The sequence below is a fragment of the Novosphingobium sp. FG90 genome (assembly GCF_057808725.1).
Genome location: NZ_JBMDIO010000014.1, coordinates 38941 through 56814 on the forward strand (window position 1 = coordinate 38941; position 17874 = coordinate 56814).

Below are 17874 nucleotides of genomic sequence, written 5' to 3' on the forward strand. Positions count from 1 at the left end.
GCTTCTCGACTGTTCTTGGAGACCGCACAATGATGACACGCATGACTGGCGCGCTGTTCGCTACAGCGATGCTTGCCGTGGCGCCCGCGCACGCGGCCGAGTTTCGCGATTTCGACCAGGCCGCCTTTGCCGCTGCTCAAGCCGCGGGGCGACCGATCCTGCTCGACGTTCATGCCTGGTGGTGCCCGGTGTGCGCCTCTCAGAACCATACGATCAAACAAACGGTGGACGCATCCAAAGCCTATGACGGGCTGATCATCTTCCGGATCAACTATGACAAGCAGAAGGCGGTTTGGCAGGGCTTCGGCGTCCGCAAGCAGGCAACCCTGATAGCCTTCCGGGGACGGCAGGAGGTCGGCCGCATCCAGTACATGACCAACAAGGACAAGATCGACGCGCTGCTCGCATCGACGCTGCACTGATTGCGCCTGGATGTCTCTGGACGATCTTTGAAACCGAATTGCGGCCCGACCGATCGGGCCGCCGAATTTCGATTCCCAACCAGGAGAAAAGTGATGTTCCGACCTAACCGGCGTTTCGCCGTTGCAATGATGATCCTGGCGGCGCCGGCAAGTGTCGTCGTGCCGACCGTGGCGTCCGCCGCCGTGCCGGGGTCGACCTCGGCCGTGAATGTCGACGGCTCGGGCCTGGCACTGCGCGGATACGATCCCGTTGCCTATTTCGACGGAGGCGCTCCGACCAGGGGTATCGAGACCATTTCCGCCACCTATGATGGCGCGCGCTACGTGTTCGCGAGCGAAGCGCATCGTCAAGCGTTCCAGGCCGACCCCCAGCGCTATATTCCCGAGTTCGGCGGCTATTGCGCTATCGGGACATCCTTCGGCGAGAAGGTCGACGCGGACCCGGAAACCGGTCGCGTGGTGAACGGCAAGCTCTACGTGAATTTCGACAAGCGCGCCCAGGCGCTCTTTAACAAGGATGTGCCGGGCACGATTTCACGCGCCGACCAGAATTGGCCGACTGTCAAGGATAAGGCTTTTCAGTAATAAGGAAGGATCGGCCACCGGCCGCGATCTGTGTCGCCGCCGGTGGTTCGACATTGGGGGGAGAGGTGAGCCAGGAACTACCTCTCCCTGGCTTGGCTAGGCGGATATTGTGAGCGTGTCGGCGAGCAGATCGACAGGTCGGATCACGGGCGGCTCGGCCAGCAGTTCGTCGGCATGGGCCATGAGTGCGGCGGCGATCGGCCCGTTCAAATGAGCATCGCGGCCAGTCTCGTCGTCGAAACAGTCGAAGATCCCGAAGGTTGTTTCGTCGAAGCGAAAGGCGAACCAGATGAGAGTTTGCGGCTCCTGGAGCGCGGCTTCGCGGGCGCCGGCCAGGAAGTCAGCCACCGCATCCCCCTTCCCTGCCTTGGCCTTCAGTTCGACGAATAGTCCGACGCGTGTCATGCTCTTTCTCCTTCAGAGTTAAGCGAAATTGGTCTGCCCTCGATGGGCTCGCGCGCTGCCGGCGCATAGGCAGCGTGCCGCGTGCAGCAGTGGTCGAGCCGGAGAGCCACCGTGTCTATGCCGGCTCGAAACGCATCGCCACGCCGTTCATGCAGTAGCGCAACCCTGTGGGATTCGGGCCGTCATTGAAGACGTGACCGAGATGACCACTGCAGCGCGCGCAAAATACTTCGGTGCGAACCATGCCGATGCTCGTGTCGGATTTTTCGCCGATCGCATGAGGCAGATGATCGTAGAAGCTGGGCCAACCCGTGCCGCTGTCGAACTTGGTCGCGGAAGAGAATAGCGGCAGAGAGCAGCCGGCGCAGGCGAACGTGCCCTTGCGGTGCTCGCTATTGAGGGGGCTCGAATAGGGATATTCGGTGGATGCCTGACGCAGCACAGCGTAGGTTTGCGGCGACAATCGCTTCCGCCATTCCGCATCACTGAGGCGCCAGTTGGACGCTGCCAATGGAGCCGCGTAGGAAGCGTCGCGGCGGAAGAGTACGGCTGCAAGGGCTGCGGTGAAGCTCAGACCGAGGACGCTGCGGCGCGTGACGATAGAGGGCCTTTTGGTCATGCGCCTTAGTTCGGCGGCTGAGCAGGTTCGGTTACAGGCAAGGTCAACTTTGATATGATCGGGCCTTGCCGGCCAACTGGCGCGCCAGGCCGTCGGGGCTTCGGACCAAGAGAACGGGGAGCTGCCGGACAATAAGGCTCGTGGGAGACGATCAGGCGTGTAACCGGTCGTCTCTTCCGAACGAATTCGAGTAGGATATCTACGAGTAGGATATCTATCGGAGTCAGCGTCAAGTGTCCCGTACCATTCTGTTCGCCGCCGCCGCCGCTCTTGCGAGCGGGTCGTTGTTCGCTTCGCTGGGGCCTGTGCGGGCAGAGGGACCGATATCGGCCCCTGCCCCAAAGGCGCGCGAAACTGTATCGGGAGCGCGAGAGACGGCGATCTTCGCTGGAGGGTGTTTCTGGGGAGTCGAGGGCGTCTTCTCTCATGTGAGGGGCGTGATAAGCGCGACGTCGGGTTATACCGGCGGAACGGCGTCGACGGCGCAATATGAGACGGTCTCGACTGGCACGACCGGCCATGCCGAATCCGTCAAGGTCGTGTTCGATCCACGCCAGGTAAATTACGCCGATCTTCTGAGGATCTATTTTTCGGTGGTGGCGGACCCGACCGAGGTCAATCGCCAGGGTCCGGACGAAGGGACACAATACCGGACGGCCCTGTTCCCGTTGTCGCCAGGCCAGGAAGCCATTGCGCGCGCGTATATCACCCAGCTTTCTGCTGCCCATGTTTATGGGAAGCCCATCGCGACGAGGCTGGAAAAGCAGCACGGGTTCTACCCAGCCGAGGCCTATCATCAGGATTTCATGGCGAGGAATCCGGATTACCCCTACATCGTCTTCAACGACCGGCCCAAGGTCGAGGCGCTTAAGAGGATGTTCCCGCAAGCATGGAAGAGCTGAGCGGCGCGCGGCCTTTCGAAGACTGCGCACCGGCGGGTTCGGCGTTCAGGATACGCGCACGTGCGGCCTGGGGAAAGCTACGTTCGGTCGAGCGCAAATTTTTGGAGCATGTGTAACCGGCGGACTCATCGCGTCGAACTGGCGGTAGAATATCGGAAAGAGAGAATATGCCCGCCTTGCGTAACCGCCTCTTGATCGCCGCCTTCGCCGCTCTCGGTGTGACCATGGTTTCGGGATGCAGCGGCACCTCGGGAGAATCCCCTGCCAACCAGACGGTATCGGGCATGAGCGACAACGGTGGTGCCATGAGCGACGGCGCTGCGATGATATCCAATGAGAGCATGGCAGCGAACGAGAATGCCATGTCGGCGGGCAGCGACAATGGCGGGAGCATGCGGTCGCCTGACAGCATGCAGAATAACAGCCACTAGCCCGTCGGGCGGTGAGGCGCTGGCGCGCGGCACGACGACCCGGAATGTTCCGGGGTGCTCTGCCTGCAACCCCAAGCGTGCCGCCCTCGCCGCTTCCCAAAATTCTGCAAGGCCCGTTGCGAAGTTCGTGATCGGAGTTCGTTGCGGTCTTCCCGTATACAACGAGGCTCCATCTATTGAGCGAATTTACCGTCTGATAATCTCCGGCCCGTGAAATGGGCTCTTGAGAGATATACGATCGGTCTTAGCCAATCCCGTCTGTAACCAACCACCGAAGTTCCTCGAAACTACATCCGATCGCGGCGCAAGCGCCGAGTAATTCAACAGGATGATCGGATCCAGCGATGCTCTTAATCCCTACGAACCTTTGCTTCACCGCCGCCGATTTTCAGGTGCGCCCGTGAGCAACGCCTTCAATCCGCTGCTCGCCTATGCCGCGGGCGCACTCACGATCTTGTCGCCATGCGTGCTGCCGTTGGTGCCGATCGTGCTCGGCAGCGCCGCGCAGAAGCACCGCTTCGGCCCGCTCGCACTCGCGGCGGGGCTGGTAGTGTCCTTCACCGCGACAGGCTTCGTCATTGCCACGGCAGGCGAGGCCCTGGGCATCGACAGTGATGTTGTGCGTCTGGTCGGTGCTGTCCTGTTGTTACTGATCGGGCTGGCGCTGATCGTTCCCTATTTCCAGCGTTTCGCTGAACGGATCGCCGCACCGCTCGCCAATTGGGCGGGGCAGCGACAGGCCGGCCTCGAGCGTTTCGGGCTGATCGGTCAGGCCGGTATCGGCGTCCTGCTGGGCCTGGTGTGGAGCCCGTGTGTCGGTCCGACCCTTGGCGCAGCCACGGTTCTCGCTGCACAGGGTCAGGATCTTGGCGAGGTTGGAGTGGTGATGGCCGCGTTTGGCCTCGGCATTGCCAGCGTTCTTCTCATCCTCGCGCTTGCCGCGCGCAGCGTGATCGCAAGATGGCGCGGCAGGCTGATGAGCGCAGGCAGCGGCGGCAAGAAGGCGCTTGGGGCGCTGATCATTGCAGTCGGCCTGCTGATCGTGACCGGCACCGATCACCTGATCGAAGGTGCCGTGCTGAACGCATCACCTCAGTGGCTCACCGACCTGACGACTTCCATTTGACGTTGAGAAGATCCCTTCCGATCGGAGTGTGGCGAACGCCTGGGCTCGACGATGACCGCGGCGACCCCGGCTAAGGGCGCTCCATCACCAGTAGCGTTGATGTCGCAGTCGCGTAGAGCCGTCCGGCAGCGTCCTTCAGACTGGCCTCTGCAAAGGCTGCGCGGCGGCCGAAGGAGAGGATACGGCCTTCGGCGCGCAGAGGTCCGGTGCTCACCGTGATGGCCTTGTGATAGGCGACCTTCAGTTCCAGGGTGGTGTAGGCTTGGCTCGCCGACAACTTCGAGTGCACGGCGCATCCACAGGCTGAATCGAGAAGCGTCGCAGCATATCCGCCGTGGACAGTGCCGATTGGATTGTAGGCTGGAATGCCGGGTGTTCCGACGAATACCGCCCATCCGTCGCTTACCTCGACCAGATCGAAGTCGAGTGTCTGGGCGATCGGCGGTCGCCGTCCGGCAGCGATCAGCGCCTGCAAGGTTTCGAGCCCACTGAGCCCTGGGGCGACTTCCTCGACAATGTTCATGGAGCTTCCTCCTCCGCGGTGAATGTGATGAACGGCCACAGCCCGCCTCAGTCGAATGCCGCCAAACCGCTCTGTACCGCCGACCGGCCTGCGATCTTTTCGTACCAGCCGGCAAGACGCTCGAGTTTAGGCCATGGCAGATGATCCGCCACGGCGCGCGTGATCGCATAGCCCACGATATCGGCAACCGAGAACCGGTCGTCGCCCATGAAGCCGTTGGCGGAGAGAAAGCGCTCCGCGCCACGGAGCGCCGTAAGGTATTCATCGGTCAGCGCTTCATAGGCGTCGGTACAGCCCCGCGATTTCAGGCGAAAGGCCGCGCCATTCACCGAGATTACGTCCTGGGTGAAGAAGAAGAACGCTTCCAGAACCCGATTGCGCGCATCACCATCCGAAGGCAGGAGAGAAATATGGGCGCGCGCGGCCGCGTAGAACAGGATCGCGTTCGACTGGGTTAGCGTCCATTGTTCCGCGCCGCTGGCGACGAGGACAGGGACTTTGCCCGCCGGATTTAACGCGAGATGTGCGTCGTCATGTTGCTCGCCTGCCTGTAAATCGAGGCGTCTCACACGATATCTCAGGCCGGCCTCGCTGAGGCCGATCGCCGCACGGATGCAATTTCCCGTCTTTGCGCCGACGAGCTCGAGGTCCGGGTCGGACGGGGTAGTCGCGTCGCTCATCGCGGGGAAGCCGTGCTGGGGCACACCGAACAAACCCGACCGGTACGGCTGAGGTATCGGGCGCGCGTCTTGTGGATCATGATATTTTCCTCGGTCGATATATGGGTCGTTAGCCCCTGGAAGGAGAAAGGCTGAGGCGAACGACCGTGCAGATGTACGTCGCGAGATGTCCCTAAAATCGGGATCCAATCTGTAACCTGCAGCGAAGCAGGCTCGAATATCGGAGGGCATTGGCCTGGATTGGCCGATGGCTCCGTGGACAATAAGGGGAATAGATCGTGCAAGGTTTTACGCGTCGCCAATCCTTGATCGCAGCGGCAGGATCGGCGGGTGCAGCGTTTCTCGTGCCTGCCGTCAAGGCAGCTCAGACCGCGCCTGTCTCGCAAGACGTGCAGCACGTTTCGTATAGGACGCAGAAGGTAGGAGACGTCGAGATCTTCTACCGTGAGGCGGGTCGGCCCGACGCTCCGGTGCTCTTGTTGCTCCACGGCTACCCGACCAGCAGTCACATGTTTCGCGGCCTCATGCCGCTTCTGGCCGACCGTTTCCGCGTGATCGCACCCGACCTTCCCGGTTTCGGACTCACCAAGGCGCCGCCACGCGGCCAGTTCACGTACAGTTTCGACAATCTGGCCAAGGTGGTCGACCAGTTCACGCAGGCGCTGGGACTCAGCAAATATGCTCTTTATGTCTTCGACTATGGCGCACCGACAGGTTTCCGGCTCGCGGCCGCCCATCCTGAGCGCGTTACGGCCATCGTCAGCCAGAACGGTAACGCCTACAAGGAAGGGCTGAGTACGGCCTGGAGTCCTTACCAGACCTACTGGGAGAACCCGACGGATGCCAATCGAGCGGCGTGCCGCGCGGCACTGACGCCCGAGGCGATCCACGAGCAATATGTGCATGGTGCGGACGCATCGCGCGTCTCGCCGGATGGGTATATGTTGGACGCCGCCTATATCGCGCGCGCCGGCGCGGACGAGATCCAGCTCGATCTCATCTATGACTATCGCACCAACGTGGCGCTCTATCCGGCCTGGCAGGCATATTTCCGGGCCTATCGCCCTCCCCTGCTCGCGGTCTGGGGTGACAAGGATCCCTACTTCCTGCCGCCCGGCGCGCGCGCCTTTGCCCGTGACATTCCAGGGGCCGAGATTCATTTCTTCGACAGCGGTCATTTCGCGCTGGAAACGCACGGTCCAGAGATCGCGGATCGGATCCGGGACTTTCTTGGTCGGCATCTCGGGGCCTGACCGGCGAAGCAGCGTAGCACCGGGATCATCGGTCTACGCTGCGCTCGGCATGATGGAGACCATCGGTTGCTCCTGCCAGCGCGCATTCGCGGACCAATTCCGCCAGAGCTGCTGCCAGATCGAAGTGGTGGTCGACATCCAGTGCTAGCGCCCAGGCGGAGCCGAGCGGCTGACCAGAGGACAGGGAAGCAACAAAGGCCGCGTCGGCGGGTGGCAGCCTGATGACGGCAGCCTGGCCGTCGCTCGTCCGGGTAACGAGAACATCGTCCCCACCTCGCTTGAAATCGGTGCTCGCGATCAGTTCGTCGCTGGTTGGGTTCTGGTGCCAGATCCAGACCAGGTAGATCGGATAGCCCGAATTGATCAACGTTGCGGACGGATGGAGAGCAATCCGGCGCTCCATCAATTGAGGCGGAGATAGATGCGCGAGCGCGTCGAGCTCGAGACCCGGTGCCTCATCGGCGAAGGTTGCTTTCACCCGCGCCCACTCAATCCGCGCGATGTCAGCAAGGTACGGCACGGACGCCGCGGCATCGTAGCCGTCGAGGAAATCCGGGAAGGTGGCGCCATAAGCCGACATCCAGCCCAGCGTTGGCGGATGGCCGGCAGCGAACTGACATGCGGCCTGGTCGAAGAAGGATGGACCGACCAGCCGTGCGACGATCGGAAAGCTCTGCTCAAGAGCGGTCACGACCGAGTTGCGGACGTTGCGCGCATGAACGGCGTAGCCGGCGCCAAACGAGCTGGCCGGAAGCATGTCGGCCCCGATCAGATTCCGCGCGAAACGGGCCTGGAACGAGGCGAGATCGTCGCTCATACGTTCACGCTGACGGCGTTGATGCGTGCCGCCCGGCCCGCTTCGTCGAGCAGCATTTCCAGCGGAGGCCAGTTGCAGTCGCGTTCGATGATAGTGGGACGCGGGCCGACCAGTGCGACGAGCGATTCGTAGAGCGCCCAGACCGGCTCGGCGATCGCGCATCCGTGCGTATCGATGAGGAGGCCGCTGCCGTCGGCATCAGCTTCGTGGCCGGCGAGATGCACCTCCCCGATCGCATCGACCGGAATTTGGTCGAGCCACTCTCCCCAATCGCGCGCAAGGTTGCGGGAGCTGACGAAGAGATTGTTGACGTCCACCAGCAACCCGCAGCCCGTGCGCTCAACCAGTCGAGCGAGGAAAACGCCCTCGCTCATCACCGAACCTGGAAGATCGAGATAGCCGGACGGATTCTCGATCAGAATGGGCCGGCCAAGATGCCGCTGAGCCCGATCGACGTTCCGCGAAACGACATCGAGCGCATCGAGCGAGAGCGGCAGGGGCAGAAGATCGTTGAAATAGACCCCTCCGCTCCGGCTCCAGGCGAGATGTTCGGAGACGCGGCAGGCACCAATGTCCGCAGCAAGAGCGCGCAGCCGCTCCAGATGATCAGTGTCGATAGGTTCGGCCGAACCCAGCGATAGCGCGACGCCATGAACGCTTATCGGATAGCGATCGGCGATCTCGCGAAGGGCATGGTAGCGCGGGCCCCCGCGATCGAAATAGTTCTCGGCGTGCACTTCCAGCCAGTCGACGCCGGGCTGCCGGCCGGGCTCGAGAAACGCGGCGTGATAAGGACCGCGCAGCCCGATCCCGACCCAGGCATCGCCGGGCGCGGCCGACATCAGGATTTGGAAGGTCCTGTCGAGCCGCCAGCGATCTTCTTGCATGTTCCGGCTGGAACATAGACCCAGGCGTCGGCCTGACGGTCGACCTTCGAGGTGCCGCCGCACGAATTGGCTGGTCCAAAGCAATCGTTCTCGCCCGCCTTGGCGACGCCGTAGCATTTTTCAAACTTGTAGGTGGGCTTGGGAACATTCACCTGGCCGTGTGCGGCATTCGCCGCCAGCGACACCGCGGCGAGCAGCCCCGCCGCGCTGACGATGGTCGTTGTCTTGGTCATTGCCATTCTCCGTGTGTGTGGTCGACGATATCCCGGTCAGTAGAAAGAGAAGCGCGCACCCGCGAGGAACACCTGACCGGACTGGTGAGAGCGATCGGTCTCGGCCGCGTCCGCCGAGAAACGGTAGAGATAGACGCTGGCGAACAGCTTCACGTCGGTGTGGAAGCCCTGTCCCAGCAGGTCATGATTGCGATCGAGCAGGTAGGATGCGCCGAACTCGCCGATATCGACCGTATCGCGCACCGGAACGAGCGTCTGGCTGTCAGCCGTCGCGTGCTGGTAATAGCCGCCGACCGTCCAGGGGCCACCCACATAGTCCGCGCTTGCAACGACCCCGAACGGCCGCGTCGCCTGGCGGGTGCCGGAGACCGGATCCGGCGACCGCGACAGACCGTCATAGGTAGCGCTGATTCCGAGCGACCAGGTATCGCGAATTGTCGCACTCAATCCGCCGCTGATCGAGTCCGACGAACGCTGCAGGTTGTTGGGCGTGATCGAGGCGCCAACATTGGCATGCGAATAGGTAGCGCCGATCGATAGATCCACCGCTTCGGTTCGATGATTCCACACCAGGGCGGCCTGCACTACGTCATGGAAACGAGGAGGCGCTATCGCCCCTTCGATGTCGCCGCTTCGTACTCGGCTGCCGTCGGCAAGCGTGAAGCCGGCGGGTCGGACCGTGCTGGGCGTATAGGAAATGGCGCCATAAAAGCCGCTGCGCGTGCGAGGCGTCAGGTAGATGATCTTGGGCGATGAATCATTGTAGAAGCGCGCTGCGTAGCCGAGATAGGTGAGCGAGTTGATCCTGGAGGCCAGCCCCCTTGGAAGGAAGCTCGTCGGCAAGCCACCATTTGGATCGAGCCTGGCCCCTGATTCCGGCCCGAAACCCGGTGTGGTGAAGGCGATCTCGGAAGGCGTGAATCCGACCAGGCTCTGAGGGAAGCCTGCGCGCTCGCCCAGTTCGATCCGCCCAAAGTCGCCGATCGCGAACACGCTGAGCTCGGGGACCGAAGCACGATAGGCGCTGTTGGGATTGCTCGCGACGCCCTGTACGTTGGCAACGCCGCGCGCAGCAAAGACCGTTCCTGACGCGGTGCGATACTGCGGTGTCAGCTCGACTTCCGTCTCGCCGAGCCCGCCGCCGCCGGCGTCGGCCTGCGATGCCGGCTCAGCGCCACTGGCATTCGCGTAGCCGCTGAGCTTCAGGGCGAACTGTCCGGGCGCCGCCGCCTGCGCGAAGGCAGCCGTTGGGAAGGCCAGGGCAATACCGATACCGCCGATACAGATAGGCAGCGGGCCGAACAGGGGGAGGAATCGAGAGCGCATCCTCCTGATGTTCGCGACGGAGATTGAAAGGTTACAAGGCCAAGGAAAAAAGGGTGCGGTCGCACGATGAAGGCTGGTGTCGCGCAAGCTCGAGTTCAATGGCTAGGTCGTCGATCTTCGTCCGCCTCGTAACCTACCGCCCTGATCGGTCGAACTCGGAGCGTTACTTCATTCCATGGAGGTTGCCCGTGAAGTCGACGCAGAGCTTGCTGCGCGAGGGCTCGAACGCCCCGCCCGCTCCCCATATTGTGATCGTCGGCGCCGGCTTTGCTGGGCTCGCGGCAGCGAAGGAACTGGCACGGTATGATGTCGATGTAACGATCATCGATCGTCAGAACCACCACCTGTTCCAACCGCTCCTCTATCAGGTCGCCACCGCAGGACTGTCGCCGGCCGATGTGGCCGCGCCTGTCCGATCCATCGTCAAGAAACAGAAGCGCACGCGTGTTCTGCTTGACCGGGTCGACGCGATCGATCGCGACAACAAGGTGGTGAGCCTCGCAAGCGGCGCGAGCCTCGCCTACGACGCGCTGATCCTCGCGACTGGCGCGACGCACAGCTATTTCGGCAACGATGAGTGGGCCAGGCACGCGCCGGGCATCAAGACGATCGATGACGCGCTGCACGTGCGGCGGCGGATACTTCTCTCGCTGGAGCGGGCCGAAACCAATCGCCAAGAAAATCTGGAAGAACGATCGGAGTTCCTTACCTTCTTAATCATTGGCGGCGGCCCCACTGGCGTGGAGATGGCTGGCGCGGTCGCCGAGCTGACGCGCCACGCCGCTGAAATGGACTTTCGCTTCGTCACCCGACGTTGCGTGCGCATCATTCTGATCGAAGCAGGGACACGGCTGCTTGCCGCCTTCCCCGAGAAGCTGAGCGAGGCCGCCCGGGATGTGCTCATGAAGCTCGGTGTAGAGGTCAGGCTGGGTGGTCGCGTGACTGGGATCGACGAGACAGGAGCGGTCGTGAATGGCGAGTTGATCCGCTCGGCCACGATCATCTGGGCGGCCGGCGTCATGGCATCGCCCGCCGCGCGCTGGTTGGGTGCCCAAGCCGATCGTGCAGGCCGGGTGATTGTCGACGGGCATCTTCGGGCCGGCGGTTGCGACGGCGTCTATGTGATCGGCGATACGGCCGCCGTCACCGGCGCCAATGGCGCGCCGGTTCCTGGGATTGCGCCTGCGGCGAAGCAACAGGGAAGTTATGCGGCGCGGCACTTGCTGGCCGAACTCGGATTCCGGCGCCGACCGGTCGCGTTCCGGTATCGCCATTTTGGCAGCCTCGCGACGATCGGCAGGAAGCGGGCGGTGGTCGATTTCGGTTGGTTGCGCCTGTCCGGTTTCCTCGCCTGGCTCTTCTGGTCGACCGCCCACATCTATTTTCTGGTCGGATTCCGGAACCGGATCGTGGTGGGCGCGAACTGGCTCTGGAATTATCTGACCTTCGAGCGCGGCGCCCGGCTCATCACGGGTCTAGCCATCGATGCGAGGGATCAGCACGGTAGCCCCGAGAGCCCGCGCAACTGAGCAGGGTCACGGAGGCGCTCGCGCCACGGAAGCGCGTCCTCATATGGCCCTCCCCGTTTTGGAGCGAGCGAAGTGTTTCGGCGATCAACCGGGCGTAGGATCTGATCGTCGCATGGTCCTGATTAGAAAGCCCGTCACGACGTTCCGGTGCATGAAACCTGCGATTGCTGGGACAGGTGTCGCATATTGTCCTGCCGGGTGTCGGATCGTCCTTATTTTTGGGCGCGTTGCGAATCGTCTGGAATTGCAACGACGAAAGAGCACACTGTTCGCCGTCTCATGAGTGATACGGCCATAGACCAGATTCTCGCCGCCCTGGCGGTTGACGTGAAGGAATTCGCGGTGTGCGAATTCGCGTCCGATTCCGCGATCGAGATTCTGCCGTTGGACGAGATCGAGATCCACTTCGTGCTTTCCGGAACCTTGTATCTTACCCTCGCCAGCGATCCAGCTGCCGCATTCGCGCCGGGCAGTGTGGTTTTGGTCCCACCCAACGTTAGACAGGTCATGGGGGGCTCACCAACTGCGTCGCAGTTATTCACGCCAGCAGAAACCTGCAGCACGCGACCCGATGGCTTACTGCTGTTTGACGCAAGGCGCGGCGCACCCGGCACCGTACTGGTCGCGTGCGGACAAATTAAGGCCGATGTGGGGGGCTCCTTCGGACCGTTCGACGGCCTTGAGGTGCCGATCTGCTGCGATCTATCGGGCGATTCGATGGTGCATGTCGCCTTCGGAGAAATCCTTCGCGAGATTAATGTGACCTCGCTGGGGTCAAGAGCGCTTGTCGGATCGCTGATGAAGGCCTGCCTGGTGAAGGCGCTTCGACGCTACGCGGAGCACAACGGTTCGGAACGGGTTCTTCCGGGCCTTTTCGAGCGGCCGTCGCTCGCGCGCGCTCTTGCAACGGTCGTTGAGACGCCGTCGGCAAATCATACCCTGAACGACCTCGCCCGAACCGCGGGAATGAGCAGGTCGAAGTTCGCGAAGGTCTTCGCCGCGACAATCGGATTGCCGCCGATGGAGTTCGTTGCGCGCACCCGCCTTACGAAAGCGCGAGATTTGCTGATGTCGACCGAACTGCCGGTTGCGACGATCGCCGCACAGGTTGGTTTTGCAAGTCGAAGCCACTTTAGCCGCGCGTTCCGAAACACCTTTGGCGTCGATCCGAGCCGCATGCGCCGCGATAATCCGATCAAGGAACTGGCCGATGCGTGAGCGTTGCACTGTGGCGACCGGTGGCATGAAAGGGCTGTATCACTCGGTACCGCCAAATATGGGGAGACCTGTAACCGGATCGCGATCTGCGTCGAAACACGCTTCGTGCGGTACCCGACTCCCCAGGCGCGTCCGAGGCATGAAGCTGAAGTCATCAGCCTCAGGGTGGCGGGGTCGATGAGGATTGCCGAAAATGAGTGGGGCCGCCTGATGGCCGCAGCCCAGGAGGGGCAGGCCGCGGCATACCGGCAGTTGCTTGATGAACTCCGCCGGTGGCTTAATCGCTTTTATGCACGGCGGCTACCGCCAGCATTTGTCGAAGACGCAGTGCAGGATACACTCATCGCGATTCATGAGAAGCGGCACACATATGATCCGGAACGCCCCTTCAAACCCTGGCTGATCGCAGTAGCCCGCTACAAGTGGATCGATCGTTTGCGGGCGATGGGACGATCGGCGACCGAGGAACTCCCCGAGGAGATAGCCGTAGGGGATCATGAGAGCGCGGTGACGAGTTCGGTGGTCCTCGGGGAACTACTCGGCGAGCTCAAGCCGGCCCAGGCCGAAGCGATCCGGCTTGTAAAGATCGAAGGATATTCGGTCGAGGAAGCGTCGGCAAAGACCGGGCAGTCAGGGTCGCTCATCAAGGTGAATATCCACCGGGGACTGGCGCGTCTAGCGGCCATGGTTCAGAAGCAGGCCGATGTCGAATGAATCGTTAATCGAGACGCTGGTTGGAGAATTACGGCCCGTCCGGCGCCGGAATCCGCTCCGGCAAGGGGCTTGTTTGTTTGGCCTTGCCGCGATCGAACTCGCCGCGTTTCTGGCGCTAGGCACGATGCGTCCGGACATCGGTGCGGCAATGAGCGTTACCGCGTTCTGGTGGAAGCTGGGTTCGCTCGCCATCCTGGCAATCACAGGCACGTTCGTGGCGATCCAGTCGTTCGAGCCTTCGGCATCGCCACGCCGGGGGCTGCGTCTTTGGGCCACGCTCGCTGTCGTTACTTTGCTTCTCGGGTGGGTTATCGACCTCAGCAGCGCGGGCCTGCAGGTACTGCTTGACCGGCTAAGTTGGCAGATGGGCGTCGAGTGTCTCGCGACGATGACGGCTCTCTCAATACCTCCGTTGATCGCCTTGGGGATCCTCATGCGGTCGGGCGCTCCAACCGATGGATCGGGGAGCGCTTTGGCAGCCGGCGCCGGAGCAGCGACATGGGGTGCATTCGTGTTCGCATTTCACTGCCCCAGCGACGATCCGTTCTATATCGTCGTGTGGTATTGCTTGGGCTGCGCTATCGTTGTCGGCCTTGCTCGGTTGATATTGCCGCGGGTTGCCCGCTGGTAACATCCGGAGCGGTCTATTTGCCAGAAACTGGGCCGGAAGGTAGCGGGCCAGTTTGAATTTCCGCCAGAGGCGGGCCATCACCATCGACCTGATGGGAAGGACCGGGTTTGGTGGATTCCGCCCAGACCGGTTTTGGCGACACAAGGGCCTACGGCGGGCCGTCCGGCCCGGCTGCGCCCGCCGACGGCTCGCGACCTGACCAGGACGTTCATCTGTGCCGGCGCGAACGTCTCGGTCTGACAAGCGCGATCGTCGCCGCGCCGCGAAGCTGCCGGTTGGATAGCGCCCACTCGTTGCGGTTTCGGGGCGTCCGGTGGGTGCCAGAAACCGGGCTTATCCGCCTATGCGATCGACGTCAGGACATCGAGAAAGGCGCGGATCTTGGAACTCGACAGGCGGCGAGAGTTTTGGAGTGCCCAGATTTCAACCTTCGGTCCGTCGTCGACTCCCCAAGCGACCAGCCTGCCCGTAGCGATGTTCTGCGTCACCAACAGTTTCGGCATGAGGGCCACGCCCGCGCCCGCGAGCACCGCATCCTGCACCATCAGGAAGGAAGAGAATCGCAACCGCATCTGCGGGCAGAACTCGCGCACACCCTGGTCAGTCCTGATCCGCCAGACCGCGTCGGCGGACGTAGCAATATGCCCTACCGCAGCTACTGCGAAGTCGGCGCCTGCTTGATCAATCAGGAATGCGTTTGGCACCTCTGGCGATGCTACCAAAAGGCGTTCATCTTCGAGGATCCGTCTCCCGACCAGACGCTCGTCAGGATCCGGGTTGATGCGGATTACCAGATCGTAATTGTCCTCGACCGGATCGACCTTGCGATCTTCTGCGACGATCTCGAGCGCGACGTGCGGATAGGCCTGAACAAAATCGGCGGCGACGCGCGGCAGCATGACATGCGCGAACACGATCGGGGCGCTGATCCGGAGCGTCCCGCGTGGCACGGACGCGCCCGAGGAGACCGCCTGCTCGGCCTCGCCGATCTCGGCGAGCGGGCCTTGGGTGCGGTCGTGCAGCGCGCGTCCCTCCGGCGTGAGGCGCAGCGCCCGCGAGCCGCGGTCGATCAATCGAACGCCCAGATAGGCTTCCAACTCGGCGACCTTGCGCGACAGCGTTGCCTTGGGGCGCTGCGCCGCCCGACTGGCGAGACCGAAGCCGCCATGCAAGGCGACAAGGTTGAAGTCAGCAAGAGCCGCGAGGTCCATAGGATGTTCCATTATCGAGACGATATGTCCCGATCATGCCATCTTCTTCGCTCATTCGGAACGTCTATCTTGCATCCAGTGACAACGAGGTCGTCTCGACGATCAAGGAGATACGACATGACGATATTGGTAACTGGCAGCACTGGCACCATCGGTACGCAGGTGCTGGCATTTCTCGTTGGGTACGGCGCCGAAGTCCAGGCGCTGACCCGCACGCCCGAAAAGGCGCATTTCCCGGCAGGCGTCATCGCCGTGCGAGGCGACCTCTCGGATATCGAGAGCGTACGCGCCGCGCTGCACGGCGTGACCACGCTGTTTCTGCTCGCGCCGAACGTACCCGATGAACTGACACAGGCGATGCTGACGCTCGACGCGGCGCGCGCCGCCGGTGTGAAGGGCGTTGTCTATCTGTCGGTGTTCAAGGGCGAGGACTATGCCGACGTGCCGCACTTTGCGAGCAAGATGACCCTCGAGCGCATGATCCATGCCGCAGGGCTGCCCGTCACGATCCTGCGCCCGGCCTATTTCATCCAGAACGACCTGCGGCAGAAGGACGCGCTCCTGGGCGGCGGAGTCTACGGGATGCCGATCGGCGGAAAGGGCATTTCGATGGTCGATATCCGCGACATCGGCGAGGCGGCCGCGAAGGAACTGCTGCGCCGCGAGCGCGCGGATGCGCCGCTGCCCCAGGAGACCTATGAACTGGTTGGCCCCGATGTGCTCACCGGCACGACGATCTCCGCCCTGTGGAGCGACGTGCTCGGGCGGCCGATCGGCTATGCCGGCAACGATCTGGATGCGCTGGAACAGCGGCTGAAATCTTTTGGGCCGTCGTGGCTCGCCTATGACATGCGGCTGATGATGCGTCGCTATCAGCAGGACGGTGCGATCGCCACGGACGGCGAGATCGCGCGCCTCGCGACCCTGCTCGGTCACGCGCCGCGTTCGTATCGCGATTTCGCCGAAGCTGCCGCCGCCGCGTGGGCGGCAGCCTGAGTCCAGAACGAACCTTCAAGGAGACTTCCCATGGCCCGTATCCTGTCCGTCGGCCAGAGGCCCGAAACGGTCGATTTCTCGGACCCGGCGTTGCCGTCTGGCTTCGACGCCGACAAAATCAACGCCGGCATCGCCGTCGCGGTCGCAAAGATCCGCGAGCGCGGATGACAGGGCGACACCTGCATGATCACGCCCGACGCCGCGGGTGACGCCATGCTAGAGGCGACGCTCCGCGGCGCGGCTTACGATTGTGTGGTTGTTGGGGGCGGCTTGAGGTTGCCGCCCAAGAGCCTCGGCTTGTTCGAGATGGTGGTCAACCTCGTCCACACTGCAGTCGCCTTCAACACGCGGCCCGAAAACACCGCCGAAGCGGCTGCGCGCCAACTCGTGCAGAGCTGAAGGCCAGCGGCCGGGCTGGCTCGTCCCTCAGCCCTTGTCCATCGATCGTCGGGTGCCAGTAGCGTAGTGGGGGCTAAAAGGTCAAAAATGCGCCGCCCGCCAGGTTCGACCTGACGGGCGGTGCGAGGTACATTTCGCTCGAACCAGGGTTCGAGCGATGATCGGCTTCAGCCGGCCTTCGGGGTGAGGCTGCCGCCCTGCGCCGCGCAGGCCTTGGTGGTGAGATCCTTGAAGCCCTGGCCCTTGCAGTCGTTCTGGCCCTTGCAGTCATGGTTGCCCGACTTGCAGTCCGACTGGCCCTTGCACGAATTGACACCGTAGCAGGGCTGCACCTTGGCGGCCTTCGCGCCGGCGGCATGCGCGGGCGCCGTGGTGGCGAGGCCCGACAGGGCGAGCATTGCGGCGGCGGAGGCGATGGCGGCGCCGGTCTTGAAAGTCTTCATTGGTGACTCCTGAAATAGAGTGTGGAGGTTTTGCCGACTGGCACCCGGCATTTCGACCGCGATCGGCGGACGGTTACAGCGGCCGACAAAATCTTCTTGTGCCGCCTGCTGTAACCGACTGCGCAGTTGGAACGGACCCGGTTGCGTGGTCCGCTTTCATCAGCCTCCCGGACCACCGTGCGGCGCCCGCCCATACCGGACGGGTCGCCGCACGCGAGGCTGATCGAAGGAGACTGTCACGATGAAAACCCGTTCCGCTACCGCCGCCGTCAGCGCCCTGCTGCTGGCTTCCCTCACCGCCGGTGTCACGACCGCCGCGCACGCCCAGGCCAGCAAGCCGATGGAGAAGTGCTACGGCGTCGCCAAGGCCGGCAAGAACGACTGCAAGGCCGGCGCTGGCACGACCTGTGCGGGCACCTCGAAGATCGACTATCAGAAGGATGCCTGGAAGCTCGTACCGGCCGGCACCTGCGCCAAGATCAAGACGCCCAAGGGCCTGGGCTCGCTGACGCCCAAGGCCTGAG

The 17874-nt window shown here is 62.9% G+C and carries 24 protein-coding genes; 14 read left to right on the forward strand and 10 right to left on the reverse strand.

All coding sequences use genetic code 11. From position 1 onward, the window contains the following. Positions 1 to 29 precede the first annotated feature (29 nt). Both ACODRZ_RS13910 and ACODRZ_RS13915 read left to right on the forward strand, forming a co-directional pair. Positions 30 to 422 (forward strand): thioredoxin family protein, encoded by a 393-nt coding sequence (locus tag ACODRZ_RS13910; protein WP_488971420.1) that lies wholly within the window; start codon positions 30 to 32, stop codon positions 420 to 422. A 93-nt stretch (positions 423 to 515) separates the two neighbouring features. Next, complete coding sequence (locus ACODRZ_RS13915; RefSeq protein WP_488971419.1) at positions 516 to 1007, forward strand: YHS domain-containing (seleno)protein; 492 nt, start codon at positions 516 to 518, stop codon at positions 1005 to 1007. Positions 1008 to 1103: 96 nt separating this feature from the next. On the opposite strand, the gene ACODRZ_RS13920 is transcribed toward ACODRZ_RS13915, so the two are convergent. Together ACODRZ_RS13920 and msrB are read right to left on the reverse strand one after the other, a co-directional pair. Continuing rightward, complete coding sequence (locus ACODRZ_RS13920) at positions 1104 to 1412, reverse strand: putative quinol monooxygenase (RefSeq protein ID WP_488971418.1); 309 nt, start codon at positions 1410 to 1412, stop codon at positions 1104 to 1106. A gap of 115 nt (positions 1413 to 1527) precedes the next feature. Next, on the reverse strand, positions 1528 to 2031 hold the full coding sequence (gene msrB, locus ACODRZ_RS13925; RefSeq protein WP_488971417.1) for a peptide-methionine (R)-S-oxide reductase MsrB: 504 nt from the start codon (positions 2029 to 2031) through the stop codon (positions 1528 to 1530). A 233-nt stretch (positions 2032 to 2264) separates the two neighbouring features. On the opposite strand from msrB, the gene msrA reads away from it, so the two are divergent. The 3 genes from msrA (at position 2265) to ACODRZ_RS13940 (ending at position 4490) form a co-directional block, all read left to right on the forward strand. Then, positions 2265 to 2933, forward strand: coding sequence for a peptide-methionine (S)-S-oxide reductase MsrA (gene msrA, locus ACODRZ_RS13930; RefSeq protein WP_488971416.1), 669 nt, complete (start codon positions 2265 to 2267; stop codon positions 2931 to 2933). A gap of 167 nt (positions 2934 to 3100) precedes the next feature. Next, positions 3101 to 3364, forward strand: a complete 264-nt coding sequence (locus tag ACODRZ_RS13935) for a hypothetical protein (RefSeq protein ID WP_488971415.1) — start codon at positions 3101 to 3103, stop codon at positions 3362 to 3364. Between the two features lie 400 nt (positions 3365 to 3764). Beyond that, complete coding sequence (locus ACODRZ_RS13940; protein ID WP_488971414.1) at positions 3765 to 4490, forward strand: cytochrome c biogenesis CcdA family protein; 726 nt, start codon at positions 3765 to 3767, stop codon at positions 4488 to 4490. Positions 4491 to 4560: 70 nt separating this feature from the next. Here the strand turns inward: ACODRZ_RS13940 and ACODRZ_RS13945 are convergent, their stop codons facing one another. After that, complete coding sequence (locus ACODRZ_RS13945) at positions 4561 to 5013, reverse strand: PaaI family thioesterase (RefSeq protein WP_488971413.1); 453 nt, start codon at positions 5011 to 5013, stop codon at positions 4561 to 4563. 47 nt (positions 5014 to 5060) lie between these two features. Continuing rightward, positions 5061 to 5693 (reverse strand): glutathione S-transferase family protein, encoded by a 633-nt coding sequence (locus ACODRZ_RS13950; protein ID WP_488971412.1) that lies wholly within the window; start codon positions 5691 to 5693, stop codon positions 5061 to 5063. Between the two features lie 278 nt (positions 5694 to 5971). On the opposite strand from ACODRZ_RS13950, the gene ACODRZ_RS13955 reads away from it, so the two are divergent. Then, complete coding sequence (locus tag ACODRZ_RS13955) at positions 5972 to 6946, forward strand: alpha/beta fold hydrolase (RefSeq protein WP_488971411.1); 975 nt, start codon at positions 5972 to 5974, stop codon at positions 6944 to 6946. Positions 6947 to 6971: 25 nt separating this feature from the next. On the opposite strand, the gene ACODRZ_RS13960 is transcribed toward ACODRZ_RS13955, so the two are convergent. The 4 genes from ACODRZ_RS13960 to ACODRZ_RS13975 are packed head-to-tail and all read right to left on the reverse strand — an operon-like array spanning position 6972 to position 10209. Further along, entirely contained in the window at positions 6972 to 7763 is a 792-nt protein-coding gene (locus ACODRZ_RS13960; RefSeq protein WP_488971410.1) for an HvfC/BufC family peptide modification chaperone, read from the reverse strand. Beyond that, positions 7760 to 8605: an MNIO family bufferin maturase gene (gene bufB / locus ACODRZ_RS13965; RefSeq protein ID WP_488971409.1), complete on the reverse strand. Its 846-nt coding sequence runs from the start codon at positions 8603 to 8605 to the stop codon at positions 7760 to 7762. The genes ACODRZ_RS13960 and bufB overlap by 4 nt, the downstream gene beginning before the upstream one ends. Beyond that, entirely contained in the window at positions 8605 to 8883 is a 279-nt protein-coding gene (locus ACODRZ_RS13970) for a BufA1 family periplasmic bufferin-type metallophore (protein ID WP_488971408.1), read from the reverse strand. Before ACODRZ_RS13970 ends, bufB begins: the two co-directional genes overlap by 1 nt. A 36-nt stretch (positions 8884 to 8919) precedes the next feature. After that, the gene (locus ACODRZ_RS13975; protein WP_488971407.1) at positions 8920 to 10209 is read right to left on the reverse strand and encodes a porin family protein; all 1290 of its coding nucleotides are present in this window, start codon (positions 10207 to 10209) and stop codon (positions 8920 to 8922) included. A gap of 188 nt (positions 10210 to 10397) precedes the next feature. On the opposite strand from ACODRZ_RS13975, the gene ACODRZ_RS13980 reads away from it, so the two are divergent. The 4 genes from ACODRZ_RS13980 (at position 10398) to ACODRZ_RS13995 (ending at position 14301) form a co-directional block, all read left to right on the forward strand. Then, positions 10398 to 11738: an NAD(P)/FAD-dependent oxidoreductase gene (locus ACODRZ_RS13980; protein ID WP_488971406.1), complete on the forward strand. Its 1341-nt coding sequence runs from the start codon at positions 10398 to 10400 to the stop codon at positions 11736 to 11738. A 279-nt stretch (positions 11739 to 12017) separates the two neighbouring features. Then, positions 12018 to 12956, forward strand: a complete 939-nt coding sequence (locus tag ACODRZ_RS13985; protein WP_159832030.1) for an AraC family transcriptional regulator — start codon at positions 12018 to 12020, stop codon at positions 12954 to 12956. A gap of 177 nt (positions 12957 to 13133) precedes the next feature. Then, the gene (locus ACODRZ_RS13990) at positions 13134 to 13670 is read left to right on the forward strand and encodes a sigma-70 family RNA polymerase sigma factor (protein WP_159832031.1); all 537 of its coding nucleotides are present in this window, start codon (positions 13134 to 13136) and stop codon (positions 13668 to 13670) included. After that, positions 13660 to 14301 (forward strand): NrsF family protein, encoded by a 642-nt coding sequence (locus tag ACODRZ_RS13995; RefSeq protein ID WP_159832032.1) that lies wholly within the window; start codon positions 13660 to 13662, stop codon positions 14299 to 14301. The genes ACODRZ_RS13990 and ACODRZ_RS13995 overlap by 11 nt, the downstream gene beginning before the upstream one ends. Before the next feature lie 341 nt (positions 14302 to 14642). Here the strand turns inward: ACODRZ_RS13995 and ACODRZ_RS14000 are convergent, their stop codons facing one another. Beyond that, the gene (locus ACODRZ_RS14000; RefSeq protein WP_159832033.1) at positions 14643 to 15512 is read right to left on the reverse strand and encodes a LysR family transcriptional regulator; all 870 of its coding nucleotides are present in this window, start codon (positions 15510 to 15512) and stop codon (positions 14643 to 14645) included. Between the two features lie 117 nt (positions 15513 to 15629). On the opposite strand from ACODRZ_RS14000, the gene ACODRZ_RS14005 reads away from it, so the two are divergent. From ACODRZ_RS14005 to ACODRZ_RS14015, 3 genes are read left to right on the forward strand one after another with little or no spacing between them, the layout of a single operon-like run. Beyond that, entirely contained in the window at positions 15630 to 16508 is an 879-nt protein-coding gene (locus tag ACODRZ_RS14005; RefSeq protein ID WP_159832034.1) for an SDR family oxidoreductase, read from the forward strand. A 30-nt stretch (positions 16509 to 16538) separates the two neighbouring features. Beyond that, positions 16539 to 16676, forward strand: a complete 138-nt coding sequence (locus ACODRZ_RS14010; protein WP_201282586.1) for a hypothetical protein — start codon at positions 16539 to 16541, stop codon at positions 16674 to 16676. A 15-nt stretch (positions 16677 to 16691) separates the two neighbouring features. Then, positions 16692 to 16907: a hypothetical protein gene (locus tag ACODRZ_RS14015; RefSeq protein ID WP_201282587.1), complete on the forward strand. Its 216-nt coding sequence runs from the start codon at positions 16692 to 16694 to the stop codon at positions 16905 to 16907. Between the two features lie 167 nt (positions 16908 to 17074). On the opposite strand, the gene bufA2 is transcribed toward ACODRZ_RS14015, so the two are convergent. After that, positions 17075 to 17350 (reverse strand): BufA2 family periplasmic bufferin-type metallophore, encoded by a 276-nt coding sequence (bufA2, locus tag ACODRZ_RS14020; RefSeq protein ID WP_159832035.1) that lies wholly within the window; start codon positions 17348 to 17350, stop codon positions 17075 to 17077. Between the two features lie 241 nt (positions 17351 to 17591). Between bufA2 and ACODRZ_RS14025 the strand changes: the two genes are divergently transcribed. Continuing rightward, positions 17592 to 17873, forward strand: coding sequence for a BufA1 family periplasmic bufferin-type metallophore (locus ACODRZ_RS14025; protein ID WP_159832036.1), 282 nt, complete (start codon positions 17592 to 17594; stop codon positions 17871 to 17873). Position 17874 lies beyond the last annotated feature (1 nt).